Origin of the sequence: Acidovorax sp. A1169, from assembly GCF_030704685.1 — a bacterium.
Lineage (GTDB): Bacteria > Pseudomonadota > Gammaproteobacteria > Burkholderiales > Burkholderiaceae_C > Acidovorax.
Genome location: NZ_JAUZDX010000016.1, coordinates 34794 through 57225, shown reverse-complemented (window position 1 = coordinate 57225; position 22432 = coordinate 34794). Strand labels below are relative to the sequence as shown.

The window sequence follows — 22432 nt, the reverse complement described above, 5'->3', positions numbered from 1 at the left end:
TGCGCGCCATCCCCCAAGGTATGCTTGGGACATGAGCGACGCCCCCGACACCCCGACGCCCGAACCAGGGACCCCGCCAGAAGCCACGCCCGCGAAACCCGCCCAGCCGCGCAACCCGCTGCACGGCGTGACGCTGGAGGCCATGGTGACGGCCCTGGTCGAATACTTCGGCTGGGAAGAACTGGGGCAGCGCATTCCCGTGCGCTGCTTCCAGAGCGACCCCAGCGTGGCCTCGAGCCTCAAGTTCCTGCGCAAGACGCCCTGGGCGCGCGAGAAGGTCGAAAGCCTGTACCTGTACATGCTGCGCGACTACCGGCGCAATACCAAGGAATAAGGTCAGGCCGGCTCTGCCACAGGCAGATAGCGTTCGATATGGCCCATGGCGCGGGCCACGTACTCTTCCTTCTCGCCCACCGGGGCGAAGTAATGCAGGGCAGCCGCCGCCTCGTCCACGCCCGCCAGCCGGGCAATCACCCAGCCCGCCAGGTACGACGATGCCAGGCAGCCCCCCGCCGTGGCGAGGTTGCCATGGGCAAACAGTGGCTGGTCGAGCACCGTAACGCCCGCCGCCTGCACCCAGGGTTTGGTGGTCAGGTCGGTGCAGGCCGGCACGCCATCGAGCAGCCCGAGCTTGGCCAGCACCAGTGCGCCCGAGCACTGGGCACCCAGCAGTTGGCGGCTGGGGTCGAACTGCATCTCTCCCATCAGCGCCGCGTCTTCCACCACCTCGCGGGTTTGGATGCCACTGCCCACCAGCACCGCATCGGCGCCCTGCGCCCAGGCCAGCGAGGCATGGTGCGGTTCGACCACGATGCCGTTCATGGAGCGCACGCGGGCCTCGGGGCAGACCAGCGCCACCTCCCAGCCCGGGCGCTTGACCCGGTTGAGGATGCCCAGGGCGATCAGGGAGTCGAGTTCATTGAAGCCGTTGAAGGCGAGCAGGGCGATGCGCATGGAGGGGTTCCGTTGGAGGGGGATGAAGCCGCCATCGTAGGCAAAGCACTTAGTACAATCAAAGAATTGTCATAGATACATTGGGATTGCCATGGGTGTGGTCCGGTACAAACAGGTGGTCGATGCGCTCGCGGCCGATATCCGCGCCGGCCGGCTGCGGCCTGCCACCCGGCTGCCCACGCACCGTGAACTGGCCGCCAGGCACGGCCTCGCGTTGGGCACGGCCAGCCGCGTGTATGCGGAGCTGGAGGCCATCGGCCTGGTGGTAGGCGAAACCGGGCGTGGCACCTTCGTGCGCGACCCCTCGTATCCGCGGCCGGGGGCCGACCTCACCGCGCCACAGGCCAGCACCATCGACCTGTCGTTCAACAACCCCAGCGTGCCCGGGCAGACCGAGCAGTTGCGCGAGGCGCTGCGCCAGCTCGCGGCATCGGGCGACCTGGAGTCGCTGCTGCACTACCAGCCCTATGGCGGGCGCCTGCACGAGCGCGCCATCGTGGCGCGTCACCTGGAGTCGAGGCTGCTCAAGGTCAGCGGCGAGCAGGTGCTCATCGTCAACGGCGCGCAGCACGGCATGGCCATTGCGGCGCTGGGCCTGCTCAACCCCGGCGACATCGTCGCCGTGGACGCCCTCACCTACCCCGGCTTTCGCGTGCTGGCCGAGCGCCTGCGGCTGGACCTGGCCCCCGTGCCCGTGGGCCCCGAAGGCACCGACCTCGACGCCCTGCAGCGCCTGTGCCATGCAAGGCCCGTGCGCGCCATCTACACCATGCCCACCTTGCACAACCCGCTGGGCTGCGTGATGCCGGCGCGCGCACGCGGGCGGCTGGCGATGATCGCCCGCCAGCACGACCTGCTGGTGATCGAGGATGCGCCCTACGCCTACCTGGCAGGCGACGCCCTGGTGCCCATCGCCGCGCTCGCGCCGGAGCGCACGGTGTATGTCTCCAGCCTGTCCAAGAACGTGGCCACTGGCCTGCGCTTCGGCTTTGTCGCGGCAGCGCCCGCGCTGATCGCACCTCTGGAACGCGCCATCCGCGCCACCTCGTGGAACACTGCCGGCGTACTCACGGCCATAGCCTGCGCCTGGATCGAGGACGGCACCGTGTCCCGGCTGGAGGCGCAAAAGCGCGCCGACACTGCGCAGCGCCAGGCCATGGCGACCAGCGCGCTGCGCGGCCTGCCGATGGTGCGCCACCCGCACTCCTACTTCGTCTGGCTGCCGCTCGGCGACGACCAGCGCGCCGACCGCATTGCGGCCACGCTGCTGCAGCGCGGCGTGACCGTCTCCACCGCCGAAGCCTTTGCCACCACGACCCATGTGCCCCAGGCGCTGCGCGTGGCCCTGGGCTCGGTGGCCCTGGAGGACCTGCCCCACGCCCTGGCATTAGTGCGGCAGGCTGTAGCGCAGGATTCCTCTTAGTCGCTGAAGGCGACGGTCTGGCGCGCACGCCGGTCCACGTGCAGGCTGAAGATATCGGGCCGCGCATAGTGGCCCACCACGTCGAAGTCATAGCGGGCGCGCACCAATTCCGCCAAGTCGATCTGCGCAGTGATCAAGCCCGTCTTGCCCTGCAACGGGCCGGCGAGCACATCGCCCAGCGGCCCCACGATCACGCTGTTGCCCCGGATCAGCGGGCGGTCGGCGTCCCAGCCGGGGGCATCCACGCCCAGCTCGCGCGGCGATGGCTGCACCTGGCAGGCGCTGATGACAAAGCAGCGCCCTTCGTGCGCGATGTGGCGCATGGAGCATTGCCAGATGTCGCGCTCGTCCACCGTGGGTGCACACCAGATCTGCACGCCCTGGGCATACATGGCCGTGCGCAGCAGGGGCATGTGGTTCTCCCAGCAGATCACGCCACCTACGCGGCCGGCGGCCGACTCCACCACCGGCAGGGTGGAGCCGTCGCCCTGGCCCCAGATCAGGCGCTCGGTGCCCGTGGGCATGAGTTTGCGGTGGTTGGCCACCAGGCCCTTCTCGGGGTCGAAGTACAGCGCCGTGCAGTACAGCGTGCTGCCCGCGCGCTCGATCACGCCGAGCACCAGGGTGGCCCCCGTGCGCTGCGCCAGGCCGGCCAGGGCTTCGGTCTCGGGCCCGGGCACGTCGATGGCACTGGCGTAGTAGCGCGCATAGGCCTCGCGCCCCTCGGGCAGGCGGTAGCCCAGGCGCGTGCCGAAGATCTCGCCCTTGGGGTAGCCACCCAGCAGCGCCTCGGGCATGACGACGAGGCGGGCCCCCGATGCCTTGATCTCGCCCTCGAAGGCGAGCACGTTGGCCAGGGTCTGGGCGGTGCCCTCGGGGGAGGAGCCGATCTGCAGGGCGGCGACGGTGGAAAGGGTCATGGCAAACATCCTTTGGGGGTGAAGATGACCCCAGTGTTGCCAAAGCCCTAAGATGAATCAATGCCTCTCCATTGCTGATTGATATGAACGAGATTGATATCGGGTTCGACCTGAATGTGCTGCGCGTGTTCGAGGCGCTGTACGAAGAGGGTGGCGCAACCCGCGCCGCACTGCGCCTGTCGCTCACGCAGTCCGCCGTAAGCGCGGCGCTGGGCCGGCTGCGCAAGGTCTACGGCGATCCGCTGTTCACGCGCACGGGTCGCGGCCTGGCGCCCACGCTGCGCGCGCAGGAGTTGCGACCCGTGATCGGCGAGGCGCTCAACAAATGCCGCGAGAGCCTGGCCCTGGGCACCTCGCCTTCGGCGCGCTACCAGGGCCGCTCGGTGGTGCTGGGCCTGTCGGACGACTTCGAGATCGCCATGGGCCCGTGGCTGGTGCAATTGCTGGCGCAGCATGCGCCGGGGCTGCGGCTGGCCTTTCGCCAGACGCACAGCCAGATCGTGGCCGAGATGCTGATGGCGCGCGAAGTCGACCTGGCCATCACGGCCGGGGGCTTTGCCACGCGCTGGCTCAGCCACCAGGCGCTGGGCGAAGGTGGCTATGCCTGCGTGGTCGATGCGCCCGCCAGCCGGCGCAAGGCCCCGCTGCGCCTGACCGTAGAGGAATACGTGGCGCGGGACCACGTCCTCATTTCATCGGGCGGCTTCATCGGCGTGGTGGACGAGGTGCTGGCCGCCCTGGGCCACAAACGGCGCGTGGTGGCATCGACCACGCACTTCGCCGCCCTGCCCTACCTGCTCAAGGGCACCCAGGCCGTGGCCACGTTGCCTGCGCACGCCGCCCATGCCATGGCACGCTTGTGCGGCCTGGTGGTTCTGCCCTGCCCCGTCGCCATGCCGCGCTATGCAGTGGAACTGGGCTGCCGCACCGATGCACTGCGCGACTCGGCCGTGGCGCAAGTGCAATCGGTGGTGGCCGGGCAATGGGGGAATTTGCCGTCGCTTGCGATGGGATGACGGCACCCGCACCCGCCACATGCCGATGCAGGGCCGATGCGGGACCGGGCCAGGGCCTCAGTCTCCGTTGGCGACCAGGAAGTTGCGGCTGATGCCGCCACCCAGGTCGTTCACGCGGTCCAGGAACTGCGTGAGGAAGGCGTGCAGCCCGGTCGACAGGATCTCGTCGATGCGGCCGTACTGCAGGTCGGCCAGCAGGCGGCCGGCGCGGCGCTGGGTTTCGGACGAATGGTCGTTGGCCAGCACGGCCAGGTTGTCCACCACCTCGCGCATGCTGGCGTGCAGCGAGCGCGGCATGTCGCGGCGCAGGATCAACAGGTCTGCTACACGGCCCGGCGTGATCACGTCGCGGTAGACCTTGCGGTAGACCTCGAAGGCCGAGACGCTGCGCAGGATGGCGCTCCAGTGATAGAAGTCGTTCTCCTGGTTGCGCTCGCTGGCGCGGCCGAAGAAGTCCTTCTTCACCGCGTGGAACTTCACGTCCAGCAGGCGCGCGGTGTTGTCCGAGCGCTCGAGGAAGGTGCCCATGCGCAGGAAGTGGAAGGCCTCGTCCTGCAGCATGGTGCCCAGCGTCACGCCGCGCGACAGGTGCGAGCGGTACTTGACCCATTCGAAGAACTGGCCCGGATCGCGCTCGTAGGCATCGCCCTTGAGCAGGCGCTGCAGCTCCAGCCAGGTCTGGTTCTGGGTTTCCCAGATCTCGGTGGTCAGCGCGCCGCGCACGGCGCGGGCGTTCTCGCGCGCAGCGCGCAGGCAGGAGACGATGGACGAGGGGTTCTCGCCGTCGCGCACCATGAAGTGCAGCACGCGCTCGGGCGTCACATCGCCGTGCTTGGCGGTGTAGGCGGGGATCAGCTCGCTGATGGACAAGAGGCCCTCCCAGCCCTCTTGCGCCACGGCTGCGGACTGGGGCAGCAGCGATGTCTCGTAGCTCACATTGAGCATACGTGCAGTGTTCTCTGCCCGCTCGGTGTAGCGGGACATCCAGAACAGGTGGTCGGCAGTACGGCTGAGCATTATGGGGTCCCTCCTTCTCCGAGAACCCAGGTGTCCTTGGTGCCCCCGCCTTGTGATGAATTGACGACCAGCGAGCCCTCCTGCAGGGCCACGCGGGTCAGGCCGCCGGCGACCATCTGCACCTCACGCCCACTGAGCACGAAGGGGCGCAGGTCGATGTGGCGCGGGGCGATGCCGCTTTCCACATAGGTCGGGCAGCTCGACAGGCTGAGCGTGGGCTGGCCGATGTAGCCGGCCGGGTTGGCCAGCAGCGCGCGGCGGAAGTCCTCGATCTCGGCCTTGGTGGCGGCCGGGCCGATCAGCATGCCGTAGCCGCCCGCGCCGTGCACTTCCTTGACCACCAGCTCGTGCAGGTGGTCCAGCACGTACTGCAGGTCGTCCTGCTTGCGGCACATCCAGGTGGGCACGTTCTTCAGGATGGGCTCCTGGCCCAGGTAGAAGCGGATCATCTCGGGCACATAGGGGTAGACCGACTTGTCGTCGGCTACGCCCGTTCCCACGGCGTTGCAGATGCCCACGTTGCCAGCGCGGTAGGCCTCCATCAGCCCTGCGCAGCCCAGCGTGGAGGTGCGGCGGAACACCTGGGGGTCGAGGAAATCGTCGTCCACCCGGCGGTAGATCACGTCCACGCGCTGCAGGCCGCGCGTGGTGCGCATGTAGACGAAGCGGTCCTTGACCACCAGATCCTGGCCCTCGACCAGCTCCACCCCCATCTGCTGCGCGAGGAAGGCGTGCTCGAAGTAGGCGCTGTTGTGCATGCCCGGCGTGAGCACTACCACCGTGGGCTCGTCGGCCGTGGCAGGGGCGCTGGCGCGCAGGGTCTCGAGCAGCATGTCGGGGTAGTGGGCCACGGGCGCCACCTTGTGCATGCTGAACAGGTCAGGGAACAGCCGCATCATCATCTTGCGGTTTTCCAGCATGTAGCTCACGCCGCTGGGCACACGCAGGTTGTCCTCGAGCACGTAATACTCGCCCTCGCCCTGGGCGTTGGGGGCGCGCACGATGTCGATGCCGGCAATGTGCGCGTAGATGTTCTGCGGCACCTGCACACCCGCCATTTCGGGGCGGTACTGGGCGTTGTTGAGCACCAGGTCGGCCGGCACGATGCCGGCACGGATGATGTCCTGCCCGTGGTACACGTCATGGATGAAGCGGTTGAGCGCCGTGACCCGCTGCACCAGCCCCTGCTGCATGCTGGCCCACTCGTGCGAGGGGATGATGCGGGGTATCAGGTCGAAGGGGATGAGGCGCTCGTTGCCGGCGCCGTCCTCGTCCTTGGCGCCATAGACGGCAAAGGTGATCCCCACGCGGCGGAAGATCATCTCCGCCTCGGCCCGGCGGGCCTGCATCACGTCCACCGGCTGCCTGGACAGCCATTGCGCGTAGCGCTTGTAGTGTTCTCGCACGTCGCTGCCGTCAAAAGGCAGCATGGCGTACATCTCATCAAATTTCTGCATGAACTGGCCTCCTGCTTGCAGGATAGCAAGTTGTGCGCCCAGTTTGCGGAAATCAGCCGACTAAGGCACTGCGCCATCCACCGGCCGCTAGGTTCAGCGCGACAAAGCTGGCACCATGCCGTGCTGCCAATACCGCTGGCCGGATTCACGCTGGCAGGCCACGCCCTGCGGTTGCGCTGACGACCAGGTGGCGGCTCCGCAGCGCGCCGACTCCACCACGGCAATCCCCCGCGCCTGGTAGCGCGCGACCACCTCGGACGCCGGATGGCCGAAGCGGTTGCGGTAGCCAGCCTGCACCAAAGCAGTGCGCGGCGCCACGGCATCCAGGAAGGCCCCGGTGGACGAGGTCTTGCTGCCGTGGTGCGGCACCAGCAGCACATCGGCCTTGAGCGGCACGCCACGCGCCACCAGGGCCTGCTCCTGGCCGGTCTCGATGTCGCCCGCCAGCAGCGCCACGGCGGCCTGCTCCCCGCCAGCCACGATGCGCAGCACGCAGCTGATGTGGTTGGCGCGCACGGCCGCGCCGGAATCCCCGGGCGCGGGGTGCAGCACCTCGAAGGCCACGCCATCCCACTCCCAGCGCTGGCCCGCCAGGCAGGGCGTGGCCGGGCGCAACGCCTGCAACTCGTGCCCGGCCTCGATGGAGCCGGTGAGCCTGGCGCCCGGCTGCTGGGCCAGCACGGCGGCGGCGCCGCCCGTGTGGTCGGCATCGCGGTGGCTGAGCATGAGCACGTCCACCCGTTCACCCAGGGCGCGCAGCAGCGGCACCAGCACGCGGTGGCCGGCATCGCTTTCCAGACTGAAGCGCGGGCCCGCGTCGTACAGCAGGGTGTGGCTGGCCGTGCGCACCAGCACCGCATTGCCCTGGCCGATGTCGGCCGCCAGCAGCTCGAACTGGCCGGGCGCCGGCCGGCCCGGCTGCCACCACAGCACCGGTAGCACCAGCGGCAGGGCCAGCAGGCGCAGCCGCCACGGCAGGCGCATGGCCAGCAGCACGCCACCGGCCAAGGCCTCCGCGCCGGCCCACAGTGGCGCCACGGGCAGGTACAGCACCGCCATCGGCCAGGTCGCCAGCCACTGCAACAGGGCGGACAGGGGCTGCAGGCTCCACAGCGCCAGACTCCACAGGGGCACGCAGAGCACCCCGCCCAGCGCCAGCGGCGTGACGACGAGCGTGACCCACGGGATCGCCACCAGATTGGCCACAAAACCCACCAGCGACACCTGGCCGAACAGCAGCAGGGAGAGCGGTGTGAGTGCCAGCGTGACCACCCACTGCTCGCGCAGCAACGCCAGCACACGCGCCCGGCCATTGGGGGGCGCACCGCCCACGGCCCGCGTGTCGGTGGCGAACAGCACCGCCACCGCCACGAAGCTGAGCCAGAAGCCCGCCTGGTACAGCGCCCACGGGTCCACCCAGACCACTGCCGCGCAGGCCAGCAGCCACACCTGCGGCCAGGGCCAGCGGCGGCCCGATAGCTGCAGCAGGGCCACCGTGGCCAGCATGGTCACCGTGCGCTGCGCGGGCACGCCCCAGCCGCTGAAAAGGGCGTAGGCCGCCGCCAGCAGCACCCCGGCCACCAGCGCCGCCGTGGGCGCCGGCACGGCCAGGCACAGCCGCGGCGAGCGGCGCCACAGGGCACCCACCAGCAGCGCAGCAAGCCAGGCGAAGAGCGTTATGTGGAGCCCGGAAATGCTCATGAGGTGGGCGACGCCGGTCGCGCGGAACACATCCCAATCGGCCCGGTCGATGGCGCGCTGGTCGCCCGTGACCAGGGCCGCCACCTCGCCGGCCATGCGCGCACGGCCCGGGTCGTCGGGGTCCAGCCCCGGCGCCAGGCGCGCCAGGATGGCATCGCGCACGGACTGGCGCGCCTGCTCCACCGGGTACTGCCAGGTGCTGGCCAGCCGCACGGGCGCCAGGTCCTTGGGGCCCGTTCGCACCGTGCCTGTCGCCTGCACGCCCTGCTCCCAGGTCCAGAGTTCGTAGTCGAAGCCGTGCGGGTTGCTCAGGCCATGCGGCGCGCGCGGGCGGATGGTCATTTCCCAGCGCTCGCCCGCATGCAGGGCCGGCGGGCGGCGCTGCGGCTCCAGCGGCCGCACGGTGGTGGTGGCGCTGGTGGCGCCGAAGAAGAAGCCGCCGTACCAGGAGACATCCATGCGTTCTGGCAACTGCACGGGCTTGCGCGCGGCCCCCGCACCCTCACCGGGCAGCCAGGCCGATTCCACCTCCAGGCGCAGGCGCACCCCCGCCTCGTTGACCTGGGGCATGGCGGCGATGGTGCCGATGACACGGATGTTCTGCCCCTCCAACGCCGGGTCCAGCGCGCCCTGCAGGTAGACCGTGGCGCGCAAGCCGGTGGTGGCAAACAGCAACGCGGCGCCCGCACAGGCCACCAGCAGTTGGCACAGCCAGCGGCGGATGCCGCCGGACCGGACCAGCAGGCCCGACAAGCCCCACAGCGCGACCGCACACGCCAGCAACAGTGCATAGCCATGCCAGTGCCACAGCACCGGCTGCTGCAGCTGCAATGCCGCCCCCAGCAGGCTGCCCGCCAGCAATGCGGGCAGGCGCCACAGGGCCGGCGCATGGCTGCGCGCAACGGCCACCGGAGTCCCCGTGGCGGTTGCAGCTATCACAGTGGCGTGCAGCTCCGGCATGCGCCGATGCTAAACCGCGAAGACAGCAGGCCTTCGCCAGGCACGCCGCGCGGGTATGTAACACTCACGTGCTGCCCTGGCCCGGCCCGGCGCCGCGCGCCGCCCCAGGCCAATGTCAACCACCACCTCCACCGAAGGACAACGACCATGAGCGTTTACGACAAGCTTTCTGAACTGAACATCACCCTGCCACCGGTGTCGGTGCCCGCGGCCGCCTACGTGCCCTACGTGCAGACCGGCAACCTGGTGTTCCTCTCCGGCCACATCGCGCGCAAGGACGGCAAGCCCTGGGTGGCCCAGTTCGGCAAGAACATCAGCACCGAAGAAGGCAAGACCGCTGCACGCGCCGTGGCCGTGGACCTGCTGGGCACGCTGCATGCGGCCACCGGCGGCGACCTGAACCGCATCAAGCGCATCGTGAAGGTGATGAGCCTGGTGAACTCGACCGGCGACTTCACCGAACAGCACCTGGTGACCAATGGCGCGAGCGAGCTGTTCGGCCAGGTGTTCGGCGACAAGGGCGTGCACGCACGCAGCGCCTTCGGCGTGGCGCAGATCCCCATGGGTGCCTGTGTCGAAATCGAGCTGATCGCAGAGCTGGCCTGAAGTACCTGCTGACCAGGCCCGCCCGGCAAGCCCGGGAAAGGCCACTTGGTCAGAACGACTCCCAGTCCTCTTCGCCCCCCTGGGCCAGGGCTGGTGAGCGGGCCGGCGCCGCCTTGGCGGGCGCAGCGGCCTTCGTCGCCGGCTTGCTGGCCGCCTGGGTGATGCGGGGAGCGGTGGACTTGGCTGCAGCTGCAGGCTTGGCCGGCGCTGCGGGCTTGTGCGCCGCACGCATCGGCGGCGCCACGCCGCCATAGGCGGCCCCGTTGACCTTGAATACCGAGACCACCTGAGCCAGGTGCTCGGCCTGTTCGCGCAGGCTCTGGGCGGCGGCTGCGCTCTCCTCCACCAGTGCCGCATTCTGCTGCGTCATCTGATCGAGGTTGCCCACGGCCTGGTTGACCTGGTTGATGCCCAGGCTCTGCTCGGACGATGCCGAGGTGATCTCGCCGATCATGTCGGTCACACTCTGCACCGAGCGCACGATGTCGGTCATGGTGCTGCCCGCATCGGCCACCAGGCGGCTGCCAGTCTCCACCTTTTCCACCGAGGCGCTGATCAGCGCCTTGATCTCCTTGGCGGCCTCGGCACTGCGCTGGGCGAGGCTGCGCACCTCGCTGGCCACCACGGCAAAGCCCCGGCCCTGCTCGCCCGCACGCGCGGCCTCAACCGCCGCGTTGAGCGCCAGGATGTTGGTCTGGAAGGCGATGCCATCGATGGTGCCGATGATGTCCGAGATCTTCTTGCTGCTGTGGTTGATGTCTTCCATGGTGGAGACCACCTGGGTCACCACCGAGCCACCGCGTTCGGCCACGCCCGTAGCGCTGGCCGCCAGGGTGCTGGCCTGGCGGGCGCTGGTCGCGCTCTGCGCAATGGTGCTGGTGAACTGCTCCATCGCCGCAGCCGTCTCCTGCAGGTTGCTCGACGTCTGCTCGGTGCGGGCCGACAGGTCGTGGTTGCCGGTGGCGATCTCGGCGCTGGCAATGGCGATGCTGTCGGTGCTCTGGCGCACCTGGTGCACCATGCGCCCGAGCGAATCGCTCATCGCATACTGCGAGCGCAGCAGGTCGCCGAACTCGTCGCCGCGCGTGACGGAACCCTGCTCGCTCAAATCGCCGGCAGCGATCTTGGCCGCGAGGTCGTTGGCCTGCGCCAGGGGCCGCTGAATATGGCCAATCAGATAGTACGCCCCGGCGACGATGGCCAGCAGCAGGACGCCCACCGCCACGGCGGCGATCTTCACCGTGAGCATGCGCGAGGCCGCCATCTCGGCCAGCCGGGTCTGCGCGGTGCTTTGCTGCAGCTCCACGAAGTCACGCAGGGTCTTGAGGTAGGCGGCGACGGCCGGGTTGTAGGTCTGCTTGATCAGGGTGACGGCTTCTTCCGCCTTGCCATCGGTCTTGAGCTGGCGGGCCTTGACGCGCAGATCGAGCATGGTCTTGCGGGCGTCGGCGATCTTGGCCATCTGCGCCTTGTCCGCGTCGGACAGGGCCATGCCTTCGAGCGACTTCTGCACCTCGGAGATCTGCGCCGAGGTGGCGGTGATCACGTCCTTGAACTCGGCCTCCACCGCCGCATCGCTGCTGACGATGAGCGCCTGCGTGCGGGCCGCATTGGTCTCCGTGAGGCCGGCCCAGCGGATCGCAGCGCCGACACGGGTCTGCATCTCGCGGGCGACCTCGTCGGCCTGGGCCTGCACCTTGGCGGACCGGTAGGCCGAAAAGCCCACCACGCCGGCCAGCATGACCACAATGAAAATAACGGCGAGCCACAGTTTCTGGGCAATGCGGATGCGTTGGAACATCATGGTCTCCTGTCGTTGTCGATCTTTCAAGGCCTGCCCGCCACCACCGGGGCGACCCAGGGCTGGCGCCATGGCAGACACTTTTTTACATATGGTGCGCCCGTTCTGGCCTTTCGTCCAATCCGTAGCAACCCGTGGAGTGTTGCGATGCACCAAAAAAGAAGCCACCCGGGTGGGTGGCTTCCTGGCCAGCGGGTGGTGTGCCCGCTATTCGACGCGGGTCACCGAGGCGGGCTTGAAGCCCAGGTCCGCCGCCTTGCCCTTGCGCCCGCGCGCGGCCCGGGCGTTGTTGAGCGAGCGGATCTCCAGCGTCTCCTCGCGTTCCTTGCCGCCCCGGCCCATGCCCTCGATGCGAATGCTGCGCGTGTAGGCCGCCGCACCGGCCAGCGTGTCCTTGGGCTCCAGATCGATCAGCATCAGGCCGCGCCCGCCATTGGCCATGGTCTTGAGCTCGCTGATCTCGAAGGTCAGAATGCGCCCGCCCGCCGAGGCGCAGGCCACGTGCGTGGCCGCCGCCAGCGGCTGGCCGCCGGTGCTGCCCGCCGCATGCGAGGGTGGGCACACGGTTTCGCCCTCGCCCAGCGTGAGAAAGGCCTTGCCGCCCTTCTGGCGCGAGACCATGTTCTCCACCGACGCCAGGAAACCATAGCCCCCCGAGTTGGACAGCAGAAGGCAGGCACTGGCCGGACCGGCAAAGTAGTGCAAGAGCTGCGTGCCCGATTCGAGCTCGACCAGCGTGGTCACGGGCTGGCCGTCGCCGCGCGCCCCCGGCAGCACCGACACCGGCACCGAGTACACCCGGCCATTGCTGCCAAAGGCCAGCAAGGTGTCGACCGTGCGGCACTCGAAGGTGCGGTACAGCCCGTCGCCGGCCTTGAAGGCGAAGCTTGCGGCCTCGTGGCCATGGCCGGTGCGCGCGCGCACCCAGCCCTTTTGCGAAACCACCACGGTCACCGGCTCATCCACCACCTTGACCTCGGCCACGGCCTTCTTCTCGGCCTGGATCAGCGTGCGGCGGTCATCGGCAAAGGTCTTGGCGTCGGCCTCGATCTCCTTGACCATCAGGCGGCGCAGCGAGCCGGGGTTGTTCAGGATGTCTTCGAGCTTGCCCTGGCTTTCGCGCAGCTCCTTGAGCTCCTGCTCGATCTTGATGGCTTCCAGCCGCGCCAGTTGGCGCAGGCGGATTTCCAGGATGTCCTCGGCCTGGCGGTCCGACAGCGCAAAACGCTCGATCAGCGCTGCCTTGGGGTCCTCTGCCTGGCGGATGATGGCGATCACCTCGTCGATGTTGAGCAGCACGATCTGCCGCCCTTCGAGGATGTGGATGCGGTCCAGCACCTTGCCCAGGCGGTGCTGCGTGCGGCGGGTGATGGTGCTCTGGCGAAAGGAGATCCACTCCTCCAGCATCAGGCGCAGCGACTTCTGCACCGGCCGGCCGTCCAGGCCGATCATGGTCAGGTTGATCGGCGACGAGGTCTCCAGGCTGGTGTGGGCCAGGAGTGCAGTGATCAGCTCCTGCTGCGGGGTCTTGCCGGTCTTGGGCTCGAACACCAGGCGCACCGGCGCGTCCTTGCTCGACTCGTCGCGCACCACGTCCAGCACGGCCAGCATGCTGGCCTTGAGCTGCGTCTGCTCCAGGCTGAGCGCCTTCTTGCCAGCCTTGATCTTGGGGTTGGTGATCTCTTCGATCTCTTCGAGCACCTTCTGCGAGCTCACGCCCGGCGGCAGCTCGTTGACCACCAGTTGCCACTGGCCGCGCGCCATGTCCTCGATCTTCCAGCGCGCGCGCACCTTCAGGCTGCCGCGGCCCGTGCGGTAGGCGTCGGCGATGTCGGAGGCAGCGCTGATGATCTGCCCGCCACCGGGGTAGTCGGGCCCGGGCACCAGGGCCAGCAGGTCCTCGGCCGAGAGCGAAGGCGTCTTGATCAGCGCCACGCAGGCGTCGGCGATCTCGCGCAGGTTGTGGCTCGGGATCTCGGTGGCCAGGCCCACGGCGATGCCGCTGGCACCGTTGAGCAGCGCGAACGGCAGGCGCGCGGGCAGCTGGCGCGGCTCCTCGGTGCTGCCGTCGTAGTTGGGCATGAAATCGACCGTGCCCTCGTCGATCTCGTCGAGCAGCAGGCTGGTGATGCGCGACAGGCGCGCCTCGGTGTAGCGCATGGCTGCCGCGCCGTCGCCATCGCGGCTGCCGAAATTGCCCTGGCCGTCGATCAACGGGTAGCGCTGGGCAAAATCCTGCGCCATGCGCACCAGCGCATCGTAGGCCGACTGGTCGCCATGCGGATGAAAGCGGCCCAGCACGTCGCCCACCACGCGGGCGCTCTTGACCGGCTTGGCCGCCGTGTTGCGCGTGGGGCCGCTGTACCCCAGGCCCATGCGGTCCATGGAGTACAGGATGCGCCGCTGCACGGGTTTGAGGCCATCGCACACGTCGGGCAGGGCCCGGCCCTTGACGACCGAAAGCGCGTATTCGAGGTAGGCCCGCTGGGCGTAGCTGGCCAGGCCCAGGGAATCGCCGCCGTCGTCGGAGGCCGGGAAATCGAGAGTGGGTTGGTCGCTCATTCGTTCTTGCTGGATTCAGAAGGTTCGGTCATTGCGGGCGTCTGTGCCACGCGGGCGGGCGGCAGGTTGCCCCGGTTCAGGGCGCCGCCCGAGAGCTCCATGCGCACGCGCCCGGGCACGGCACGCTGGGCCAGCACGGGTGCCGGCGGCTTGAGCTGGGTGTACAGGCCCATCACGGTGCGCACGTAGTTCTGCGTTTCCTTGTAGGCCGGTATCTGGTTGCCCGCGCGCTGCACCGCGCCCTCGCCCGCGTTGTAGGCGGCCAGCGCCAGGTCCAGGCGGTTGGGAAACAGGTCCAGCAAGTGGCGCAGGTAGCGGGTGCCGGTGGGCACGTTCACCGCCGGGTCGGCCAGCTTCTTCTCGACCGAGCGCTTGGCATCGGCGCTCACGCCAAAGCGGGTCGCCGTGGCCGGCATCACCTGCATGAGGCCCACAGCCCCCTTGGGCGACACGGCATCGGCATCGAAGCCCGACTCCGTGGCGATCAGCGCCTGCAGCAACTCGTAGTCCACGGCGTGCTTGGCAGCAGCAGCGCGCAGGTGGTGCTTGACGCGCTTGTAGTCGGGCGCAATGTCGAAAAAGGCCAGCAGCCGTGCCCCCGCAGGCGGCAGGGCGTAGGGCATGGCCGGCGCATCTCCGGGCACGTCGCGCGTGGAGTCGAATTCGTTGCCCTTGAAGAACAGCTGGTAGTTGGCATCCACCTGCTCGGGCGCGAAATGCGTCACGCCGCGCGCATCGACGAAGGCCCAGAGGTCGGCGTGGGCAGCCGTGTGCGCCAGGCACAGCAGCAGGCCCGCGCACGCCAGGCGCAGCCGGTCAGATGTCGATCTCGACCGCATCGCCGTGCAGCTCCATCAGCTCGCGCCGCGAGGCTGCTTCGCCCTTGCCCATGAGCTTGGTGATCAGGCCCTCGGTCGCGGCGAAGTCCGTGCTGCCCAGTTGCACGGGCAGCAGGCGCCGGGTATCGGGGTTGAGGGTGGTCTCCCACAGTTGCGAGGCGTTCATCTCGCCCAGGCCCTTGAAGCGGCTGATCTGGCACTTCTCGCGGGCCACGCCATCCTTGGCGCACTTGTCAAGGATGGCGGTGAGTTCGCCGTCGTCCAGCGCATACATCTTGGCTGCGGGCTTCTTGCCACGGGCCGGCACGTCCACCCGGAACAGCGGGGGGCGCGCCACGTAGATGTGGCCGGTCTCGATGAGTTTGGGGAAATGGCGAAAGAACAGCGTGAGCAGCAGCACCTGGATGTGCGAGCCGTCCACGTCGGCATCCGCCAGGATGCAGATCTTGCCGTAGCGCAGGCCCGTAAGGTCGGGCGTGTCGTTGGGGCCGTGCGGGTCCACGCCGATGGCCACCGAGATGTCGTGGATCTCGTTGTTGGCGAACAGGCGGTCGCGCTCCACCTCCCAGGTGTTGAGCACCTTTCCGCGCAACGGCAGCACGGCCTGGCTTTCCTTGTCGCGGCCCATCTTGGCGCTGCCACCAGCAGAGTCGCCCTCGACCAGGAAGACCTCGTTGTGGGCCAGGTCACGGCTTTCGCAGTCGGTGAGCTTGCCGGGCAGCACGGCCACGCCCGAGCCCTTGCGCTTTTCGACCTTCTGGCCGGCCTTCTGGCGGGTCTGCGCGGCCTTGATGGCCAGCTCGGCCAGCTTCTTGCCGTAGTCCACATGCTGGTTGAGCCACAGCTCGAGCGCCGGGCGCACGAAGCCCGAGACCAGGCGTACGGCGTCGCGCGAGTTCAGGCGCTCCTTGATCTGGCCCTGGAACTGCGGGTCCAGCACCTTGGCACTGAGCACGTAGCTGGCACGGGCGAACACGTCCTCGGGCAGCAGCTTCACGCCCTTGGGCAGCAGGCTGTGCAGCTCGATGAAGCTCTTGACGGCATTGAACAGGCCGTCGCGCAGGCCGCTTTCGTGCGTGCCGCCGGCGCTGGTGGGGATCAGGTTGACGTAGCTCTCACGCACGGGCTGGCCGTCTTCGGTGAAGGCCACGCACCAGGATGCGCCCTCGCCTTCGGCAAAGCTCTCGTTGTTGCGGTCGGCAAAGCCTTCGCCCTCGAACAGCGGGATCACCGGTTCGCCGTTGAGCGTCTGCATCAGGTAGTCGCGCAGGCCGCCCTTGTACTGCCAGGTCTGGGTGTCGCGCGTCTTCTCGTTGACCAGGGTGACGGACACGCCGGGCATCAGCACCGCCTTGCTGCGCAAGAGGTGGGTCAGCTCGCCCATGGGCAGCGCGCTCGATTCGAAATACTTGGCATCGGGCCAGGCGCGCACGGTGGTGCCCTGCTTGCGCTCGCCGGCTTCCAGTGCGCGGGTCACCAGGGGCTCGACCACGTCGCCGGCCGAAAACACCAGCCGGGCGACCTTGCCCTCGCGGTGGCTGCTCACTTCCAGGCGCGTGGCCAGCGCGTTGGTCACGCTCACGCCCACGCCGTGCAGGCCGCCCGAGAAGCTGTAGGCGCCGCCCTTGCCCTTGTCGAACTTGCCGCCCGCGTGCAGGCGGGTGAACACCAGCTCGATCACCGGCGCGTTCTCTTCGGGGTGCATGCCGAAGGGGATGCCGCGCCCGTCGTCCTCAATGCTGACCGAGCCATCGGCGTGCAGCGTGACCTTGATCTTCTTGCCATGGCCGGCCAGCGCTTCGTCGGCGGCGTTGTCCAGCACCTCCTGGATGATGTGCAGGGGGTTGTCGGTGCGGGTGTACATGCCCGGGCGCTGCTTGACGGGCTCCAGGCCCTTGAGCACACGGATCGACCCTTCGGAATATTCGCTGGCGGAGACGGAAGACGGTTTGGCAGACATGCGGCGGATTGTAGTGCGGCGCAGCAAAGACTGGATAAAAATACAGCTTCATCACCCCCAACTGTACTGTTCGGCGGTGTGCGGGCAGATTGTGGCCAATCTGGCTACATTCTGCGCATGTCTATGCATCCTCCGAAACTGTCCATGTTCCAGGTGCTCGCGTGCGGCGCGGCCATCGTGACACTGTCCATGGGCATCCGCCACGGCTTTGGCCTGTGGCTGCTGCCCATCACCCAGGACATGGGCTGGACGCGCCAGTCCTTTGCCCTGGCCATCGCCATCCAGAACCTTTCGTGGGGCCTGATCGGCATCTTCGCCGGCATGGCGGCCGACCGCTTCGGCGCCTTCCGCGTGCTGCTGGCCGGCGCGGCCCTGTATGCGGCCGGCCTGGCGGGCATGGCACTGTCGCCCACGCCCACGCTGTTCGCGCTGACGGCCGGGGTACTTATCGGTGCAGCCCAGGCGGGCACCACCTATGCCGTGATCTATGGCGTGCTGGGCCGCCAGATCGCGCCCGAAAAGCGCTCCTGGGCGATGGGGGTGGCGGCAGCGGCCGGCTCCTTCGGCCAGTTCCTCATGGTGCCCATGGAAGGCTGGCTCATCGCCAGCTTTGGCTGGCAGCAGGCGCTGCTGGCACTGTCGCTGGCTGTGCTGCTCATCGTGCCCCTGGCGTTTGGCCTGCGCGAGCCGGGCTTCAAGGGCGCGGCGCCCCCCAAGCGCGACCAGACCATTGCCCAGGCACTGTTCGAGGCCTTTCGCTACCCGAGCTTCTCGCTGCTGATGGCGGGCTACTTCGTCTGCGGCTTCCAGGTCGTGTTCATCGGCGTGCACATGCCCAGCTACCTCAAGGACAATGACCTGTCGCCCCAGGTGGCCAGCTATGCGCTGGCGCTGATCGGCCTGTTCAACGTGTTCGGCACCTACATCGCCGGCACCCTGGGCCAGCGCATGGAAAAGCGTTTCATCCTGGCGTTCATCTACTTTGCGCGCGCCCTGGCCATCAGCGTCTTCCTGCTGGTGCCGCTGTCGCCCCTGTCGGTGTACGTGTTCTCGGCCGTCATGGGCACGCTGTGGTTGTCCACCATTCCGCCCACCAATGCCACCATTGCGCAGATCTTCGGCGTGCAGCACCTGTCCATGCTGGGCGGCTTCGTGTTCTTCAGCCACCAGATCGGCAGCTTCCTGGGCGTCTGGCTGGGCGGCTACCTGTACGACGCCACGGGCAGCTACGACATCGTCTGGTACATCGCCATCGGCCTGGGGATATTCGCGGGCCTGGTGAACCTGCCCGTCAAGGAAAGCCCTATCCAGCGCGCAACACCTGTGCCTGCATGATGGGGGCACTTGTCCATCCATAGCCATGCAAGCCGCACCCGAACCTATTCCCCACCGCGCCCCGGCCCTGCCGCTGGTATGGCGGGTGCTGGCCTGGGTGGTCGCCATTGGGGCCTGCCTGGCGGTGTTTGCCATGTATACCGCGCCCGAGTTCATGGTGATGCTGGCCGACCAGGTGTGGAGTTGCTTCTGAGCGGCACTGCGCCTTGCCCCGCCCGCACCAGAGGCCCTCTTTTCAAGAGTTCAACGGATGCATGGCACTGAGGCCCCGTCGCACTGGGTGCGCCGCTGGTCCGGCCTGATTGCGCCTGCCAGCACCGTGCTGGATGTGGCCTGCGGCGCTGGCCGCCACCTGCGCTGGCTCCATGCCCAGGGCCACGCCGTGGTGGGTGTGGACCGCTCGCCCGAGGCCATTGCTGCCTGTGCGCCCCTGGGCGAGATGGTCTGCGCCGACATCGAAAACGGCCCCTGGCCCTTTGCCGGACGCCAGTTCGGTGCCGTGGTGGTCACCAATTACCTGTGGCGCCCGCTGTTTCCCACGCTGGTGGCCAGCCTCGCGCCGGGCGGCGTACTGGTCTACGAGACCTTTGCACACGGTAACGAAACGGTGGGCCGCCCGGCGCGGCCCGAATTCCTGCTGCAGCCGGGCGAATTGCTTGCCGCCTGCAGCGGATTGCGCACGGTGGCCTACGAGGACGGCTTCCTCGAAGAACCCGCGCGTTTCGTGCAGCGCATCACGGCCATCAGGGAACTTGCGGACGCCGGGGCACCCTCAAGACATCTGCTGGCCAGTCCGGCTAGTTAGAATGCTCTTTTATCCCGTTCACCACTGCGGACATGACATCTTCCTTAGTGCCACTCACTGGCAGCATCGTCGCCCTCGTCACCCCCTTGCATGAGGACGGTAGCGTCGACTACCCTGCGCTGCGCAAACTGATCGACTGGCACATCGCCGAAGGCACCGATTGCATCGGCGTCGTGGGCACCACGGGCGAATCGCCCACGGTGAACGTCGAGGAGCACTGCGAGATCATCCGCGTGTCGGTGGAGCAGGCCGCCAAGCGCGTGCCCATCATGGCCGGCTGCGGCGCCAACTCCACGGCCGAGGCCATCGAGCTGGCCCGCTTTGCCAAGAAGGTGGGCGCCGACACGCAGTTGCAGGTCGTGCCCTACTACAACAAGCCCACGCAAGAGGGCCAGTACCAGCATTTCAAGGCCATCGCCGAGGCCGTGGGCGACCTGCCCACCATTTTGTACAACGTGCCCGGCCGCTCCGTGGCCGACATGCAGCACGACACCGTGCTGCGCCTGGCCCAGGTGCCCGGCATCATCGGCATCAAGGAAGCCACGGGCAACATCGAGCGCGCGCAGTGGCTGATCCGCGAAGCCCCCAAGGGCTTCGGCATCTACTCAGGCGACGACCCGACCGCCGTGGCCCTGATGCTGTGCGGCGGCCATGGCAACGTGAGCGTGACGGCCAACGTGGCCCCGCGCCTGATGCACGAGCTGTGCGTGGCGGCGATTGCCGGCAACGTGCAGCGCGCCATGGAAATCCAGTTCCAGCTGATGCCCGTGCACAAGCAGCTCTTCGTCGAAGCCAACCCCATTCCCGTGAAGTGGGCCGTGGCCCGCATGGGCCTGTGCGGTGGCACACTGCGCCTGCCGATGACACCGCTGAGCCAGGGCAATGAAGCCGTGGTCGAGGCGGCACTGCGCTCCGCCAGCCTGATTTAAGCCCTGGCTGCGCCTGTACCAAGAACACTCCGAGGATATTCGCGTGAACGCTGTTACTACCCGAGTGGGCCTTCTGGCCCTCGCCCTGGCCCTGTCTGCCTGCTCCGCCCTCGAAGGCGACAAGATCGACTACAAGAGCGCCGCCAAGGGCTCCACGCTGGAGGTGCCCCCGGACCTGACCCAGCTCTCGCGCGACTCCCGCTACAACGTGCCGGGCGGCACCGTGTCGGCTGCGGCCATGCAGGCCAGCCAGGCAGCCCAACCCTCGGGCACGGCCAACGCAGCCGCCGCCCAACTGGGTGACGTGCGCATCCAGCGCGATGGCAACAAGCGCTGGCTGGTGATCGACCGCCCCGCCGACAAGCTGTGGGAGCCCGTGCGCGACTTCTGGCTGGAGAACGGCTTCACACTGGACCTGGACCAGGCCAACCTGGGCATCATGGAAACCGACTGGGCCGAAAACCGCGCCAAGCTGCCCCAGGACCTGATCCGCTCCACCCTGGGCAAGGTCATCGATTCGCTGTACTCCACGGGCGAGCGTGACCGCTTCCGCACCCGCCTGGAGCGCAATGCCGCTGGCGGCACCGAGGTCTACATCACGCACCGCGGCATGGTCGAGGTCTACAGCAACACCACCAAGGACCAGACCGTCTGGCAGCCCCGGGCGGCCGACCCCGAGCTGGAAACCGAGTTCCTGCGCCGCCTGATGGTCAGGCTGGGCGTGAGCCAGGAGCAATCCAAGGCCGTCGTGGCCACCGCAGCCGCGCCGGTGGCGCAATCGGCCACCGTGGCCACGGTGAACAACGTGCCCGTGGTGCAGATGAAGGAAGGCTTCGACCGCGCCTGGCGCCGTGTCGGCGTGGCGCTGGACCGCACCGGCTTCACCGTGGAAGACCGCAACCGCAACGATGGCGTGTACTTCGTGCGCTATGTGGCCCCCAATGCGGACAAGAAGGAGGCTGGCTTCTTCGGCAAGCTGTTCACCCGCTCGCCGGACGCCGTGCCGCCACTCAAGTACCGCATCGTCGTGCGCAGCCAGGGTGAAGCGACCACGGTGTCCGTGCTCAACGAAGGCGGCACGCCCGAAGCGTCGGCCAACGCCGAGCGCATCGTGCGCGTGATTGCGGACGAGCTCAAGTAAGCCACACCGACACCCTTCACTGGATGCGCCTGGACGCCACCCTGCGGGGTGGGGCCCAGGCGCAATTCATTTCCACATGCTGCGTTTGAAGAACCTGGCCAGCGGCAGTGCCGGCAATGCGACCCTCGTGGAGGCCAGCGACGGCCTGCACACGCGCCGGCTGCTGGTCGATTGCGGGCTGGGCATACGCCAGCTGCAGACCCGCCTGGCTGCGGCTGGCCTGCAACTGGGGCAGATCGACGGCGTGTTCATCACCCACGAGCATTCGGACCATATCGGCTGCGCGCACCTGCTGGCGCTGCGCCACCGCATCCCGGTGTGGATGAGCCAGGGCACGCACATGGCCATCGGCGCACCGGATTTCGACGGGCTGCTGCAGCTGGCCTGCGACATGCAGGCCATCGAACTGGGCCCGCTGTCCATCCGACCCTTCACCGTGCCGCACGATGCACGCGAACCCCTGCAGCTGCGCTGCAGCGATGGCGCCATGCACCTGGCCCTGCTGACCGACCTGGGCCACGCCACACCCCATGTGCTGCAGCAGGTGCAGGGCTGCCACGCCCTGTTCATCGAGGCCAACCACGACCCCGACCTGCTGGCGGCCTCGGCCTACCCGGCCTTCCTCAAGCGCCGTGTGGGCGGCGCCTATGGCCACCTGGCCAACCACGCCAGCGCCGCCATCGTGCAGGCCGTGCGGCACGACGGCCTGCAGTGGGTGGTGGCCGCCCACCTGAGCGCGCGCAACAACACGCCCGGACTGGCCCGGCAGGCGCTTGCGGGTGCATTGCAATGGGCACCCGAACTCATCGTGGTGGCCGACCAGGCACAAGGCACCGGCTGGCTGACCGTGGGCGAGCAGCCCGTTCCCTCTGGCCCCCTGTCGCCACCGCCCCTGCCCACCTCGCTGTTCTGATCACGCAGGCGAAAAAAAACCCTGCTCTCTTGCGAGGGCAGGGCTTCCGAACCAGGGGCCGGCGCCTGGGCGCGACCCTGGTCAGGCCGGTGC

General features: G+C 68.3%; 19 protein-coding genes. 10 read left to right on the top strand and 9 right to left on the bottom strand.

What is annotated here, in order from left to right:
- Nucleotides 1-31 precede the first annotated feature (31 nt).
- Complete coding sequence (locus tag QYL93_RS22710) at nt 32-334, top strand: VF530 family protein (RefSeq protein ID WP_305745785.1); 303 nt, start codon at nt 32-34, stop codon at nt 332-334.
- A gap of 2 nt (nt 335-336) precedes the next feature.
- On the opposite strand, the gene QYL93_RS22705 is transcribed toward QYL93_RS22710, so the two are convergent.
- Nucleotides 337-954, bottom strand: a complete 618-nt coding sequence (locus QYL93_RS22705; RefSeq protein WP_305745784.1) for a DJ-1/PfpI family protein — start codon at nt 952-954, stop codon at nt 337-339.
- Between the two features lie 91 nt (nt 955-1045).
- On the opposite strand from QYL93_RS22705, the gene QYL93_RS22700 reads away from it, so the two are divergent.
- Nucleotides 1046-2377 carry a PLP-dependent aminotransferase family protein gene (locus QYL93_RS22700; protein WP_305745783.1) on the top strand — a complete coding sequence of 444 codons (1332 nt, stop codon included), beginning with the start codon at nt 1046-1048 and terminating at the stop codon, nt 2375-2377.
- Here the strand turns inward: QYL93_RS22700 and QYL93_RS22695 are convergent.
- A complete protein-coding gene (locus QYL93_RS22695; protein WP_305745782.1) occupies nt 2374-3297 on the bottom strand; it encodes a carbon-nitrogen hydrolase family protein in 924 nt (307 codons plus the stop codon). The genes QYL93_RS22700 and QYL93_RS22695 overlap by 4 nt on opposite strands.
- Nucleotides 3298-3380: 83 nt before the next feature.
- On the opposite strand from QYL93_RS22695, the gene QYL93_RS22690 reads away from it, so the two are divergent.
- The gene (locus tag QYL93_RS22690; RefSeq protein ID WP_305745781.1) at nt 3381-4313 is read left to right on the top strand and encodes a LysR family transcriptional regulator; all 933 of its coding nucleotides are present in this window, start codon (nt 3381-3383) and stop codon (nt 4311-4313) included.
- Nucleotides 4314-4370: 57 nt separating this feature from the next.
- On the opposite strand, the gene QYL93_RS22685 is transcribed toward QYL93_RS22690, so the two are convergent.
- From QYL93_RS22685 to QYL93_RS22675, 3 genes are all read right to left on the bottom strand, one after another.
- Nucleotides 4371-5330: an alpha-E domain-containing protein gene (locus QYL93_RS22685; RefSeq protein WP_305745780.1), complete on the bottom strand. Its 960-nt coding sequence runs from the start codon at nt 5328-5330 to the stop codon at nt 4371-4373.
- Nucleotides 5330-6787 carry a circularly permuted type 2 ATP-grasp protein gene (locus QYL93_RS22680; RefSeq protein WP_007854621.1) on the bottom strand — a complete coding sequence of 486 codons (1458 nt, stop codon included), beginning with the start codon at nt 6785-6787 and terminating at the stop codon, nt 5330-5332. The genes QYL93_RS22685 and QYL93_RS22680 overlap by 1 nt, the downstream gene beginning before the upstream one ends.
- A gap of 93 nt (nt 6788-6880) precedes the next feature.
- Nucleotides 6881-9427 carry a DNA internalization-related competence protein ComEC/Rec2 gene (locus QYL93_RS22675; protein ID WP_370877021.1) on the bottom strand — a complete coding sequence of 849 codons (2547 nt, stop codon included), beginning with the start codon at nt 9425-9427 and terminating at the stop codon, nt 6881-6883.
- Nucleotides 9428-9595: 168 nt separating this feature from the next.
- Between QYL93_RS22675 and QYL93_RS22670 the strand changes: the two genes are divergently transcribed.
- Nucleotides 9596-10054, top strand: a complete 459-nt coding sequence (locus tag QYL93_RS22670) for a RidA family protein (RefSeq protein WP_305745779.1) — start codon at nt 9596-9598, stop codon at nt 10052-10054.
- Between the two features lie 49 nt (nt 10055-10103).
- On the opposite strand, the gene QYL93_RS22665 is transcribed toward QYL93_RS22670, so the two are convergent.
- The 4 genes from QYL93_RS22665 to QYL93_RS22650 all read right to left on the bottom strand — a co-directional run bounded on the left by QYL93_RS22665 (nt 10104) and on the right by QYL93_RS22650 (nt 17216).
- Nucleotides 10104-11855 carry a methyl-accepting chemotaxis protein gene (locus tag QYL93_RS22665; protein WP_305745778.1) on the bottom strand — a complete coding sequence of 584 codons (1752 nt, stop codon included), beginning with the start codon at nt 11853-11855 and terminating at the stop codon, nt 10104-10106.
- A 207-nt stretch (nt 11856-12062) separates the two neighbouring features.
- Nucleotides 12063-14417: a DNA topoisomerase IV subunit A gene (gene parC, locus QYL93_RS22660; RefSeq protein ID WP_305745777.1), complete on the bottom strand. Its 2355-nt coding sequence runs from the start codon at nt 14415-14417 to the stop codon at nt 12063-12065.
- Complete coding sequence (locus QYL93_RS22655; RefSeq protein WP_305745776.1) at nt 14414-15256, bottom strand: lytic transglycosylase domain-containing protein; 843 nt, start codon at nt 15254-15256, stop codon at nt 14414-14416. The genes parC and QYL93_RS22655 overlap by 4 nt, the downstream gene beginning before the upstream one ends.
- Nucleotides 15234-17216: a DNA topoisomerase IV subunit B gene (locus tag QYL93_RS22650; protein ID WP_305745775.1), complete on the bottom strand. Its 1983-nt coding sequence runs from the start codon at nt 17214-17216 to the stop codon at nt 15234-15236. Before QYL93_RS22650 ends, QYL93_RS22655 begins: the two co-directional genes overlap by 23 nt.
- A gap of 117 nt (nt 17217-17333) precedes the next feature.
- Between QYL93_RS22650 and QYL93_RS22645 the strand changes: the two genes are divergently transcribed.
- The 6 genes from QYL93_RS22645 (at nt 17334) to QYL93_RS22620 (ending at nt 22339) form a co-directional block, all read left to right on the top strand.
- Nucleotides 17334-18551: an MFS transporter gene (locus QYL93_RS22645; protein ID WP_305745774.1), complete on the top strand. Its 1218-nt coding sequence runs from the start codon at nt 17334-17336 to the stop codon at nt 18549-18551.
- Between the two features lie 25 nt (nt 18552-18576).
- Complete coding sequence (locus tag QYL93_RS22640; RefSeq protein WP_305745773.1) at nt 18577-18744, top strand: hypothetical protein; 168 nt, start codon at nt 18577-18579, stop codon at nt 18742-18744.
- Between the two features lie 57 nt (nt 18745-18801).
- Nucleotides 18802-19356, top strand: a complete 555-nt coding sequence (locus tag QYL93_RS22635) for a bifunctional 2-polyprenyl-6-hydroxyphenol methylase/3-demethylubiquinol 3-O-methyltransferase UbiG (protein WP_305745772.1) — start codon at nt 18802-18804, stop codon at nt 19354-19356.
- A gap of 32 nt (nt 19357-19388) precedes the next feature.
- Nucleotides 19389-20285 carry a 4-hydroxy-tetrahydrodipicolinate synthase gene (gene dapA, locus QYL93_RS22630; protein ID WP_057202271.1) on the top strand — a complete coding sequence of 299 codons (897 nt, stop codon included), beginning with the start codon at nt 19389-19391 and terminating at the stop codon, nt 20283-20285.
- 43 nt (nt 20286-20328) lie between these two features.
- Nucleotides 20329-21426 carry an outer membrane protein assembly factor BamC gene (bamC, locus tag QYL93_RS22625; RefSeq protein WP_305745771.1) on the top strand — a complete coding sequence of 366 codons (1098 nt, stop codon included), beginning with the start codon at nt 20329-20331 and terminating at the stop codon, nt 21424-21426.
- Between the two features lie 76 nt (nt 21427-21502).
- Nucleotides 21503-22339, top strand: coding sequence for an MBL fold metallo-hydrolase (locus tag QYL93_RS22620; RefSeq protein ID WP_305745770.1), 837 nt, complete (start codon nt 21503-21505; stop codon nt 22337-22339).
- Nucleotides 22340-22432 lie beyond the last annotated feature (93 nt).

Bases quoted from the DNA above. Each gene is read 5' to 3' on its own strand.
- QYL93_RS22710 (WP_305745785.1), top strand. From the start codon at position 32: ATGAGCGACGCCCCCGACACCCCGACGCCCGAACCAGGGACCCCGCCA.
- QYL93_RS22705 (WP_305745784.1), bottom strand. From the start codon at position 954: ATGCGCATCGCCCTGCTCGCCTTCAACGGCTTCAATGAACTCGACTCC.
- QYL93_RS22700 (WP_305745783.1), top strand. From the start codon at position 1,046: ATGGGTGTGGTCCGGTACAAACAGGTGGTCGATGCGCTCGCGGCCGAT.
- QYL93_RS22695 (WP_305745782.1), bottom strand. From the start codon at position 3,297: ATGACCCTTTCCACCGTCGCCGCCCTGCAGATCGGCTCCTCCCCCGAG.
- QYL93_RS22690 (WP_305745781.1), top strand. From the start codon at position 3,381: ATGAACGAGATTGATATCGGGTTCGACCTGAATGTGCTGCGCGTGTTC.
- QYL93_RS22685 (WP_305745780.1), bottom strand. From the start codon at position 5,330: ATGCTCAGCCGTACTGCCGACCACCTGTTCTGGATGTCCCGCTACACC.
- QYL93_RS22680 (WP_007854621.1), bottom strand. From the start codon at position 6,787: ATGCAGAAATTTGATGAGATGTACGCCATGCTGCCTTTTGACGGCAGC.
- QYL93_RS22670 (WP_305745779.1), top strand. From the start codon at position 9,596: ATGAGCGTTTACGACAAGCTTTCTGAACTGAACATCACCCTGCCACCG.
- QYL93_RS22665 (WP_305745778.1), bottom strand. From the start codon at position 11,855: ATGTTCCAACGCATCCGCATTGCCCAGAAACTGTGGCTCGCCGTTATT.
- parC (WP_305745777.1), bottom strand. From the start codon at position 14,417: ATGAGCGACCAACCCACTCTCGATTTCCCGGCCTCCGACGACGGCGGC.
- QYL93_RS22655 (WP_305745776.1), bottom strand. From the start codon at position 15,256: ATGCGGTCGAGATCGACATCTGACCGGCTGCGCCTGGCGTGCGCGGGC.
- QYL93_RS22650 (WP_305745775.1), bottom strand. From the start codon at position 17,216: ATGTCTGCCAAACCGTCTTCCGTCTCCGCCAGCGAATATTCCGAAGGG.
- QYL93_RS22645 (WP_305745774.1), top strand. From the start codon at position 17,334: ATGTCTATGCATCCTCCGAAACTGTCCATGTTCCAGGTGCTCGCGTGC.
- QYL93_RS22640 (WP_305745773.1), top strand. From the start codon at position 18,577: ATGCAAGCCGCACCCGAACCTATTCCCCACCGCGCCCCGGCCCTGCCG.
- QYL93_RS22635 (WP_305745772.1), top strand. From the start codon at position 18,802: ATGCATGGCACTGAGGCCCCGTCGCACTGGGTGCGCCGCTGGTCCGGC.
- dapA (WP_057202271.1), top strand. From the start codon at position 19,389: ATGACATCTTCCTTAGTGCCACTCACTGGCAGCATCGTCGCCCTCGTC.
- QYL93_RS22620 (WP_305745770.1), top strand. From the start codon at position 21,503: ATGCTGCGTTTGAAGAACCTGGCCAGCGGCAGTGCCGGCAATGCGACC.